Annotated in this window: 11 protein-coding genes and 1 riboswitch; of the genes, 3 read left to right on the top strand and 8 right to left on the bottom strand. The window is 65.5% G+C overall.

From position 1 onward, the window contains the following. The 4 genes from ACRYCC_RS28330 to ACRYCC_RS28315 all read right to left on the bottom strand — a co-directional run. The coding region (locus ACRYCC_RS28330; protein ID WP_433816763.1) for a helix-turn-helix domain-containing protein at positions 1–454 on the bottom strand (454 nt) is incomplete at its 3' end. Positions 455–766: 312 nt separating this feature from the next. After that, entirely contained in the window at positions 767–1,030 is a 264-nt protein-coding gene (locus tag ACRYCC_RS28325) for a DUF2283 domain-containing protein (RefSeq protein WP_433816747.1), read from the bottom strand. Between the two features lie 782 nt (positions 1,031–1,812). Then, positions 1,813–2,280: a DUF4265 domain-containing protein gene (locus ACRYCC_RS28320; protein WP_433816746.1), complete on the bottom strand. Its 468-nt coding sequence runs from the start codon at positions 2,278–2,280 to the stop codon at positions 1,813–1,815. 375 nt (positions 2,281–2,655) lie between these two features. Next, complete coding sequence (locus tag ACRYCC_RS28315; RefSeq protein ID WP_433816745.1) at positions 2,656–3,033, bottom strand: hypothetical protein; 378 nt, start codon at positions 3,031–3,033, stop codon at positions 2,656–2,658. A 344-nt stretch (positions 3,034–3,377) separates the two neighbouring features. On the opposite strand from ACRYCC_RS28315, the gene ACRYCC_RS28310 reads away from it, so the two are divergent. Together ACRYCC_RS28310 and ACRYCC_RS28305 are read left to right on the top strand one after the other, a co-directional pair. Further along, a complete protein-coding gene (locus ACRYCC_RS28310) occupies positions 3,378–3,626 on the top strand; it encodes a DUF7662 domain-containing protein (protein WP_433816744.1) in 249 nt (82 codons plus the stop codon). 439 nt (positions 3,627–4,065) lie between these two features. Next, positions 4,066–4,254, top strand: a complete 189-nt coding sequence (locus tag ACRYCC_RS28305) for a hypothetical protein (protein WP_433816743.1) — start codon at positions 4,066–4,068, stop codon at positions 4,252–4,254. Between the two features lie 491 nt (positions 4,255–4,745). On the opposite strand, the gene ACRYCC_RS28300 is transcribed toward ACRYCC_RS28305, so the two are convergent. From ACRYCC_RS28300 to ACRYCC_RS28285, 4 genes are all read right to left on the bottom strand, one after another. Beyond that, on the bottom strand, positions 4,746–5,330 hold the full coding sequence (locus tag ACRYCC_RS28300; protein ID WP_433816742.1) for a DUF305 domain-containing protein: 585 nt from the start codon (positions 5,328–5,330) through the stop codon (positions 4,746–4,748). 92 nt (positions 5,331–5,422) lie between these two features. Further along, positions 5,423–5,893: a DUF6153 family protein gene (locus tag ACRYCC_RS28295; protein WP_433816741.1), complete on the bottom strand. Its 471-nt coding sequence runs from the start codon at positions 5,891–5,893 to the stop codon at positions 5,423–5,425. A gap of 66 nt (positions 5,894–5,959) precedes the next feature. Further along, positions 5,960–6,940 carry a C40 family peptidase gene (locus ACRYCC_RS28290; RefSeq protein ID WP_433816740.1) on the bottom strand — a complete coding sequence of 327 codons (981 nt, stop codon included), beginning with the start codon at positions 6,938–6,940 and terminating at the stop codon, positions 5,960–5,962. A 58-nt stretch (positions 6,941–6,998) separates the two neighbouring features. Beyond that, a riboswitch (cyclic di-AMP (ydaO/yuaA leader) is annotated at positions 6,999–7,152 on the bottom strand. Between the two features lie 375 nt (positions 7,153–7,527). Beyond that, entirely contained in the window at positions 7,528–8,958 is a 1,431-nt protein-coding gene (locus ACRYCC_RS28285) for a hypothetical protein (RefSeq protein WP_433816739.1), read from the bottom strand. Positions 8,959–8,986: 28 nt separating this feature from the next. Between ACRYCC_RS28285 and ACRYCC_RS28280 the strand changes: the two genes are divergently transcribed. Then, a complete protein-coding gene (locus ACRYCC_RS28280; RefSeq protein ID WP_433816738.1) occupies positions 8,987–9,565 on the top strand; it encodes a TetR/AcrR family transcriptional regulator in 579 nt (192 codons plus the stop codon). The last annotated feature ends 288 nt before the right edge of the window (positions 9,566–9,853 follow it).

The following is a 9,853-nucleotide window of genomic DNA, read 5'->3' as shown; positions in this document are numbered from 1 at the left end:
TGCCGTCCGCCAACCACACCCCACCAACGATGTCCATCTGCCACAACGCCATCGGAGCATCCCGCTCCCACCGCCGGTAATCCTCCCGCCTGCGCTTACGCCGGCCCGGCTCGATCAAGCCCGAACGCACCAGCGCCCGATACACACCCATCCGCGACGGCACCGGTGACAGCCCCAGCCGGCCCACCTCATGAACGATCCGCAACGGACCCCACCGCGGATGCTCCCGCCGCAGCTCACACACCACCACCTCAACCCGCCCCGGCATCTGACCCGGAGACGAACCCGGCCGCCTGGACCGCTCACCCAAACCCGCCAGACCCGACTCCCGATACCGCTTCAACCAGGCATGCACGCTCTGACGCGACACCCCCGCCCGGACAGCGACCTCGGTCACCGGCACCCCCGCCTCGACCTCCAGCACCGCCCGATACCGCTGCTCGACAACAGACAACTCCACCAGGGCCAATCCCGGCCTCCCTGCCGCACCACGCCCGCAAACGACGCACGACAGCAAAACCGATCAAGCACCCGTCAAGCATGTGATGGGACAGAGGTGTCAAGCATGTCCCGGGACAGGACAGCGACTTTCGTACCCGCTGGATGAGAAGTTTCTCTACGGTTTCAAGGCACCCGCTGTCGCGTGCGCAGCCGGTCGGTCCGGGCCGGGCATGCGGCCTCTCCGGGCCGACCCACCCCGGCCGCCCGGCCATGTCATGCGCCTAGATTTGGCGACGCCTGCTGAACGGCAGTCCCGGCAAAACGATCACTGAGTGTCTTTGGTATCGCCCTCGTGGTCGAGTAGCGCCCGTAGAAGAACGGGTGGTAGGCGCTCGCGGGCGCTGATGATCTCCAGGCCCAGGACATGCCCGTCGGAGTTGAGGTCGAGGTTGAACATGCCGCGCTCGACATCGAACGTCACGGTCCGCTCGACTGCTGCAGGTGGGATGGGAGGGTCAAGGTAGATGTAGGCCGCGTCGGCGTCGCTGTCATAGGTGCAGACCAGCGAGATGTGCGCCTCGATATACATGGCTATGAGGCTCGCACATCTCACATCTCACATCTCACGTGCACGTTCGGCTCATTCCGTTCGCGGGCGTAGCAGTGTCCCCGGCGTACATCGACCGGTTTCACACGGATACACATGCCCCCTGCGCCGCCGAACGATCGAGACTGGGCCAGCGCATGAATCGAGTGGCAGCGCCCGTAGTATCCGCCGACCGAAAGCGGTCGATCATCAGCTGATGTTCAAGACGGTCGCCGTGAGTGGTTTGGCACCATCCGGGCCGGGGGCTCCCGCTGCCGCCCTCGCTTCCGCTCCTCGGGCCGTGGCCGGCCCTGCGGTACGGGTCGAGGTTGCCCTCGAACATCTCAGTTCCATGGGCACCAGGCTGCTAACCCGGATGCTAACGCCAAGCCTGGACGATCATGGACGCCTGTGGACTGAGCGACAGTCCAATCGCGCCGTGAGCAGGATCCAAGGACCGCTGTGGACGGCCATGGACGATCGTGATCCTTCTTCTAATCCGGTGGCCAGTGCTGCCGAATTGAGCCGTTTGGTATCAGGGTGCGGTGGGCGCAACCTCGGCCGCCGGGGCGGACGACCGCCCATCACAACGCAGCCAGCCCCGACCACCGCCAGCCAGTCACGGGTCCGCGCCACCTTCCATCGTCCGGCCGGACGGTTTGAGCGTGCGCGACTCGGGCGGCACGCCGCCCCCGAACCCTGCGAGCCAGAGCGCTCGTTCGCACGCCATCCTGCCGTTCGCGCGAACGAGCGCTCCGGACGAAGCGGCTCCGTACCGCGGCGGGTTACCACCAGTTCAGCAAGGCACCCTCATCGTCTTCGACGTTCCCGTACCACCAGTTGGCGTTCGCCTCGGCGGCCCATTCATCCATGATCGACTCAACGCGAGGAAAGCCTGCGGTCACAGGAACGGTCACAACGACGAACCGTAGATCGGGCGGCGATTCCACCAGCCCGCCCAAGGGAGTCATCGCTTCACGCAGTCGACCAACATCCGTGGGCACGAGTTCGACAACGGGGAACGCCTGCACTGCCAAGTTGCCGCCCCGCTGGAGCACCTGGACCCGCTTGTTCTGGTCGAACACCACGATGTCGCCGGCGGCACATCCCAGGACCATCGCGGGTGTGCCGACGATCTTGTATCGCCCATCAGGAAGCCGCTCCACGGGCACCACCTCATGGACCGGTTGCCCATCCGGCTTGTCACCGGCCCAGACCATGGCATGCTCATGAGCGTTCTGATCATTCGTCACAGGCCCATGCTTCCATGGCCAAGTCGTGGCCCCATGCCGCGCTCAGGAGAAGAGCCCTTGATTGCTGTACAGCACCGAAGTACAGCAACACCACCGCACACCACCTCACCGGACCGCACACCAACACACTCCCGACCAGCACCACCAGCGCCCGACCTTGGGGCCGCGCAAAGTTCGGGAAGAAGAGGTCATTGTCAGTCGTAGAGCGCGGTTCGTCTGTTGTGGGTCGGAGGGTTCAAGCTGAGCTGGAACATCCGGATCCCCCCGCCCGAGCGATGGAGGATGCGCGACGATCACCGGCCGATGGTCTGGTCTAGGTGTTCGCGTATGCCCGCAGTGTGACGTATCGACGTCGCTGCCGCCATTTGGCTTAGATCAAGGCAAAAACCACGGTATGCGTTCGATAGCTTGGCGCCGAGGCGAGGGGCCCGGCGCCGCATTAAGGTTGCCCAACTCCGCTCGCCGGATCTTGTTCCAGCGGATCCACCTCTCCCAAGAACGGCGCTCCTGAAGTCGTCTGGCATAGGCGACGGCAGCCGGGCGGAGTTCGTCAGGGTCGACGATCTCGCCTTCCAAGACGGTGATGCGTACCTCGGCGCATTGACCAGCGGTCAGACCGAATGTAGCTGCCAGCCAGTCGCCGTCAGCGTCACGTGGGATCTTGGCGCGGAACGCATCCGGACGGGCCCGCACCCACAACAGCATCAACACAGGGGCGGCAACGATCACCGCAAGAATGATCCAGGCCCACATGTCCCGATTATGGCGCGCGAAAAGCTGGTTTAGAAGAGCGGCGGCGTTACCAACGCCCTCTGGAGCCGACTTCCTCGGAAGCCACGCGACGCTGACGGCAACACCAGCCGACCGGTGGCGACCTGGAATCGCGTGCCCAGCGTGCCCGATGAGGCGGTTACTCGCAGGGACTAACGGCGAAATACAAGAACGGCCCTCCTCAGCGTTTCGGCTGGTAGAGGGCCGTTCCTTCGAGTGCGGCGGCTCTAGGCCCGAACCTAGGTAGGGCAGAGCCGGCAGATCTGCAGGCGTTCTGTTCTTTCCGAGGCTAGCCGCAAGTCCCGCCGATCGCCGACGATAGGAGCATGGTCCGACGCGAGCAGTACCAACGGCTGGAGCGTCATCTCCGCGCAGACGGCCGACCAAGAATCGAGATGACTTACGCCGAAGTCGCCAGCGTGATCGGAGCGCAACTCCCCCGCAGCGCCCATGATCATCCGGCTTGGTGGGGCAGCGATCCGAAACACACCCAAGCCGTATGGCTCGACGCCGGGTACACAGCCCACCCGAATCTGACCGCTCAACGCGTGATCTTCACCGGGCGAGACTGCTAACGGCAGTGCTAACACCAACCCTGGACGCCCGTGAACGGCCATGGATCAGACGGCGGCAGACACGCCCCACGAGCAGACCCCGAGGACCGTCATGGACAGCTGTGGACGGTCGTGATTCTTCTACGGATCAAGAGGTTGGGGGTTCGAATCCCTCCGGCTGCGCTTCGTCTGACCAGCAGAAACGCCTCCCGCGTGATCGTCGCGAGGGGCGTTTTGCCAACACCCTTGTTAACAGGGCCTTCCTACGCCGCCTCGTCGATCGCCTTGGCGAAGATGTCCGCGACTGCCAGTTCACCGGAGTCGACAGTGCCCAGGATCCGCAGGCCCTAGGCAACTGCGCCAGGTCGATGGTGGCGAGCTCGATGTAGCGGCCTGGGATCATGGCGTCCAGCCACAACACCACCCCTGTGCCATCTGCAAGCCCGGCCCAGGGGCGGGCGTGGTCGAGCATGTCGGCCAGGCGGATGCGGGGGTCGTCGACGACACCGACCACCCGGTGCCCGCCGAGCACGGACTGGGCGGCTTGGGCCAGCACACTGGTCACCCCCGCCAGCCGCACCCCCCGCACCACCACGATCTGGATGCCGGCATCGGCGAGAGCCTCATCGAGGACCCTCCTCGTCGGTAACCGCATGCTGATCCTCAGGCGAGCGCGGAAGCGATAGGGACGGCCTGTGCCTCTTAGAACCGGTTAATCCGCCAGATGACGGCGAGAGCATCGACGCCCGGTTTGCGCAGGGCGATCACCGCCCGCAATTCAGACAGTCCTGTTCGCGACGCACCGCTCTACGCAAGCATGGAGGTCGCGCCGAGCTCGGCGGGGCCTCCCACGCTCAACCCACCCTCAGGTGACGCCGAGCCAGCGATGATGCGGGCACCGGCCGCATCAACCATGGCGATCAAACCACGTGGCCACGGCAGCCGGGCCGGAACCACAGTGACCTGGACATTGCTGGTCGGCGTGGCGGTGTGGGTCGTGCGCATGCACAGCCGGACACCTGAACCAGTTGCCTGCGCCGGAACGCATACGGTTGACTGCCAGAGGGATGAGAACTCATGTGGCAGCCCACTCGTCACGCAGACCCGCCACCTCAGGGTGGCGGGTCTACGTGGGACTGGTCACATGCCCTTGAGCAGGTTCCGCATGGTGGCGATCTCGGCCGTCTGCGAGGTGACGATGGTTGAGGCCAAGGTCTTGGCGTCGGGGAACTGGCCCTGGGCCTGCTCGGTCTTGGCCATGGCGACGGCACCCTGGTGATGCTTGATCATCATCTGCAGGAAGGCCTTGTCGAAGGCCATGCCCGAGAGCTTTCCGAGGCGCTTCATCTCGGCGCCGCTCATCATGCCCTGGCCGTGATCCATGCCCGGCATGCCTTCCATCGACGGCATGGTCGTGGGGGCGCCCCAGGTCTTGAGCCAGCCGGTCATCTTCTCGATCTCCGGTCCCTGGGCGCCTTCGATGGTGGTGGCGAGCGTCTTGACCTCCTTCATCGACGCTCGGGTATTGGCGATCTTGGCCATCTCGATGGCTTGCTGGTGATGCGGGATCATCATCTGGGTGAACGTGACGTCCTGATCGTTGTGCTGGCCGGCGGCGGGCGCGGTCGCTCCGCCCGCCGGAGCGGAGCTGGTGTTCATCGAGTGGCCCGACATGGAGTCGTGGTCGCTTCCGCAGGCGGCGAGGGTGAGCGCCGCGACGGGCACGATGAACAAGGTGACAAGGCGTTTCATGCTGGACCTTCCGTGGTGGGACATGACAGAGGCAGGAACCCGGCCTGATGCGCCGGGTGTCCCTGTCACAGCCGCAACACGGCCAGCTGGTAGATCGAGGGTGGTGGCCGCCCGCACCGCACGAGCAGCCGCGCAGTCCGCCGGACGAGCGATGACGGCCGCTCACGGCGGCCAACGATCCTCTGTGCCAGCAGGGCCAGCACAAAGCCCATGATCAGCAGGGCCAGGCAGATCTGGCCGCCTGGGTGCTGATGGTCGGGTGCGGGACCAGATGGTGCCGGCGCGTGATGCTCATGGTCGCCCTGTGCGGCGCCCGTCGAGCCTGTACCTGTCGTCCGTGTGGTCGCCGCCGAGCCTGTGCCAGCCGGATGGTGCATCCCCGTTGTGTTCATGCCCGCGACGGGGATGCCGGCCATATCGATTGGCGTGGAAGCCTGCAGCCCGTGCATCGCCAGCAGGCCCGCGAACAGCATTCCCAGCAGCAGGCCGCCCAGCGCTATCCGCAAGGGCAACTGCTGAGAACGACGGCCGTTCATAGAGCCAACTCTAGGAGAACTGCTCACAGACCTCAGGGCCGGGAGGAACATCGGAGGCAGCCTCGGTCAAGCGACCCGGACGGCGCCGGCCCATTGGTGACCGGACAAGGGGCTGATCTTGACGACGTCACCGGTCTGGGGCGCGTGGACCATATTGCCGTTGCCGATGTACATGCCCATGTGGTGCAGGTCGGAGTAGAAGAAGACCAGGTCACCAGGGCGGAGCTGGGCACGGGTGACGTGCACTCCGGAGTTGTACTGGCTGCCGGTGTAGTGCGGCAGACTGATGCCGACCTGCGCGTAGGCGTAGAGCGTCAGCCCGGAGCAGTCGAAACCCTTGATGTTGCTGCCTTGGGCGACACCGTAGGTGGGCCCGTTCGGGCCACCGCCGCCCCAGGAGTAGGGGGTTCCGAGGCGGGCCAGCGCCGCCCGGACGGCTCCCATCGCCTTAGCAGAGGCGCCCCCGGGTGCGACGTTAGGAGCCGGGCCACCGCTGGCCGTCGACTGACCAAGCTTTCCGCGGACCTTCTTCAGCGCACTCCGGATGTCGGTCAGCTTCTGCTGGGAGGCCCGGCTCAGGCTCTTGACCTGGGCGGTGCGGTCCTGGGCGGCCTTCTGCGCGCGGGTGCTCGCCTGCAGGACCTGCAGAAGGTCGCGAACCTGAGTGCTGCCTTGGGAGGTGAAGTAGTTCAACGTGGCCGACTGGTCCAGCAGCGCCTGCGGGTCCTTCGCGCCGGCAAGCGCCACAGCAGGGTCCAGGCCACCGCTCTTGTAGCTCTCAGCCGCCATCTGGGCAACCTTCAGCCGCACCGTCTCCAAGCTCCGCTGCTGTGCCCTGGCACCATCGGCAGCGGACTTGGCCGCCTTTTGCGCCTGCTTGAGACGAACCTGCAGCCCGTTGTACTGCTCGGTCATCTTCTCGAGCTGATCGGCGAGCTTCTTCTCCTGAGCAGTCAGCTCTTTGCGAGTCGGCTTCGGTTCCGCAGCCACCGAGCTCACCGGAACCACGGCGATCGCGGCACCCACCATGACCCCGGCCAAGGACACCCGGCCAACGCGGGACAGATACGAACGGACAGCTCCAGGGCGCGTACGCGGCACGCACGACTCCTCTCCTCGCCGCCTACCGGGTTAGCTGACGGGTTCGGGCGAGGAGTTACGCCCTACCGCTCGATGCTGAGCGGATTCACCCCAGGTAACGCTGGGTCCCCGGATCCCGGGCACACCTTCGCAGGCCCCGGACTCGGCGGTGCCACCGCTGCTCGGGGGGAGCGCCAGGCGATGACTCCTACAGAGTGTAGGAGAACGGCCACCTAGATGTCGCGTTTATCTCAAAGCTGTCCGTTTTTCGCATCAGTCTCAGTAGTCTGCCGATCGGCCAGAGGATCACTCAGGCGCATTCCCTTCGGAAGTGCACAGGCCTCAATGCCACTCGCCGGCATGACCCGGTACGGGCGGCGTAAGCAGCACCAACAGCGTGCGGCGTCGCAGCCGTAGCTACCGCAACGCCTGGTCGGCCTCCATCGCGCGAACGGAACCGGCCCGAAGTCCTGCAGGCTCTGATCCGGACCATCACGCCCACGACTGGCTCTGCGCCAGTGGCCGATGACGTTCACAGGCCAACACGGTATGTCTTAGGTCGGTCCACCAGGCTGATGGGGCACCCGCCGAATCAGATGCAACGCCAGTCCGAGCAGTAACAGACCGGACGCGTAAATAGCGACACCTGAGCCGATCTCACCGGCCGACACTCCCTGCTGCTCTGCCGGCCGGTAGAGCTGACCTGTCTTCGTCGTCACACCCGCTCGGTTGGACAGGACAGGCAGCCATCCCTCAGCGGGCCGACCGGAGAGCATGAAGTCGGCGTAGACGAACCATCGCCCTGTCCGCGGCAAACGAAGGACGCCGGAAAACCGGCAGCCCCCGACCGCGATCAACGGAGCGGCCATCGTTTGACCGGCACGGCGCGCGACAACTCGCTGCGGTGCAAACTGGTCGCAATCCGACGAGGGCCCGACTATGAGTTGCACCAAGCCCGCCTGATCGGTGGTCACGGTGAACAGAGCCGAGGCTATGGGCGTTCCTTGCCCAGGATCATGTGCACGGGCGGGCGATGCGGGCTCCAGAGCGAGCACGGCCGCCGCGAGGAGCACGGCGGTGGTTTCGAGCGCTCTGGATTGCCGTCGTCCAGTCGCGAGCAAGGCGGCGAACAACAGCAGGGTCGGAAACGCGACCATACCGATGGCACCCGGATGCAGGCTTGAGATGCCCAGGACGGCCGCAGCCCACGCCAGGAGGGACACACCGGCCGCACCCGCAGCCAAGCGGAACCTGCTGGTACGCAATGGCAGATCCATGGCGGCCAGCCCTAGGATCGCCATTGGCATGTCAGGGGCGCTGTGTCCGAGCCCCCACAGCGTGAGCGCAATGACCAGACGCGCGGCGCCATAGATGGCGACCATCCCGGTGACTGCATACCGCCGTGGGATGAGCTTCTGAACAACGGCGGCGGCGAAGACTGCTGTGCCGAGCAATACCGGGAGGTAGAACACCTCCTGGAACTGTGGCACGTCGGTGTCGTACTCCACTACCGCCATGGTCAGGCTGCCCAGCACCAGCGCCGCAACAGCGGTCTCGACGATTCCTGTCCGGGTCGGCCGGAGTCCAGCAAGGACGCCGATCGCCATCGTCGTGGAAGCCAGGATGATGAGCATGTGTGGCGGGCTCCACAGCACGGCGTCCCGTCCGTAGGCCGCGTGCCAGGCAGCGTCGACCGGTGCCGAGGCCAGGGTGAACGAGCCACCGAGGCCGACCAGCAGGAGCGGCGGATGCCGCAAAACCGCCGACAGCGAACGGGAACGGATCAGCGCCCGGAGTCCCCAGTTGACGACGATCAGTCCGGCCGCTGCCACCGAGCCGTACAGGGCCAGATGCGGTGGGATCAGCGCGCTGTCGCGGCCGCGATGTGCCAGGCGTCGTCCCAGTACGTCGCCAGCAGGGACACACCCCCGGCCAAGGCTATCAACGCGCCCTCGATTGGATTGAGACTGCCTTGACTCGAACATGAGACTCTCATGTCTCAACTATGATGAGATGGTGATGCAACGTCAAGAGGTGCTTGATCCTCGACTGATCGACGCGGCGGAGCGGGCCATCGCTCGCTGGGGGCTTGCCGAGACGACCCTGGAGCGGATCGCCGAGACGGCCGGGATGTCGCGGGCAACATTCTTCCGCCGGAAGGTCAGTAGGGAAGAACTCATCGCCGCATTGACGGTGCGAGCGGCCGAGACCTACCGTGCGGCCATTTGGCCTGCGCTGACGGGCAGCGGAACGGCCGCCGAGCGACTGCGCGCCGCGTTGGAGGCCATCTGCGGGGCCGCGGATCAGCATCTGGATCTGCTGGCTGGAATGTTCCTGGCCCAGGGTGAGGTCTTCCACCGGCCAGGGCCCGATGCGTTGCTGGTTGACGTGTTCGCCGAACCCTTCGAACGGCTTCTGCGGGACGGTGCGGCGGATGGGTCACTGCGGAAGGTATCTCCCATAGTCACCGCGACCGTCCTGTTCAACACCGCTGGCTGGGGCTACATCCACCTGCGGGCCGGCCATCACTGGGACGCCGAGACCGCCCGCAATGCTGTCATGGACCTGGTCCTCAATGGCCTGACCACATAGTCGACGGGCTGCGCGAAAGGCCAGCAGCCGAAACGTTCGAACGAGTGCGCGGAGGGCCGCTCGACCATTGCGGTCATGCGACACAATGAAGCGTCCGCGTAAGGAGGTTCCGTGTCCGGTCTGACAGGTTCATGGAGGCAGACGATCAAGGGCGTGGCATGCGCGGTCAACGGTCCTCTACGAGTCCGCGAAGGTGGCCCCAGAGCCGTGTCGGCCCAGCTCGTCCACCACCTGAAGCAACTAGGCGAGTCTCCTCTACTGCGAACGGCCGACCACCTCACCTGGGGT

The sequence above is a fragment of the Actinomadura scrupuli genome (assembly GCF_050971785.1).
GTDB classification, from domain to species: domain Bacteria; phylum Actinomycetota; class Actinomycetes; order Streptosporangiales; family Streptosporangiaceae; genus Actinomadura_E; species Actinomadura_E scrupuli.
This window is presented reverse-complemented; position numbering and strand designations above follow the sequence as displayed.